The organism is Collimonas antrihumi, from assembly GCF_018304965.1.
Taxonomy (GTDB): domain Bacteria; phylum Pseudomonadota; class Gammaproteobacteria; order Burkholderiales; family Burkholderiaceae_D; genus Collimonas; species Collimonas antrihumi.
The window spans coordinates 1-527 of sequence record NZ_JAGQED010000080.1 but is presented as its reverse complement, the minus strand read 5'-3'; the positions used below and the strand labels follow the sequence as shown (position 1 = coordinate 527).

Annotated in this window: 1 pseudogene; it reads right to left on the bottom strand. The window is 59.6% G+C overall.

The annotated features are described in order from the left end of the window. Positions 1-527: pseudogene (locus KHU29_RS22065) on the bottom strand (thiamine pyrophosphate-binding protein); the annotation flags it as partial.

Below are 527 nucleotides of genomic sequence, written 5' to 3'. Positions count from 1 at the left end.
TTCGTAGGCTACACGGTAAGGATGGATCGGCGAGCTGTTCGATTTGAACAAAGGCATCAGCTTCTCGGTCGCAATCGCTTCCTGCAGTTGCAGCTGTTTCATCCAGGCACGCCGCTTTTCCTGCGCGTTCTTGTTGATACGGCCACTGGCCGCTTGCAATACCGCGCCCAGGATGGTGCCGGGATCGCCCACCAGACCCAGCGTGATGTCGCGATTCTTGCCGACCGTACGGTAATCCTGGTCGATCTGGATCACTTTGGCATTCAAGCCCAGACGCTTGCCGTAGCCCATGCGGAAATCGAACGGGGTGCCGACAATCAGGATCACATCGGCTTTATCGAAACCTTCGCGCCGGGTACGGTCGAAATGGTGCGGATCGCCTGGCGGCAGCAAACCACGTGAAGCGCCGTTGAAGTACGCCGGGATATCCAGGCCGCGCACCAGGTCGATCGCTTCCTTGTGACCACGCGAAGACCAGACCTGGCCGCCGTACAGCACCACCGGACGTTCCGCCTGCACCAGGATGT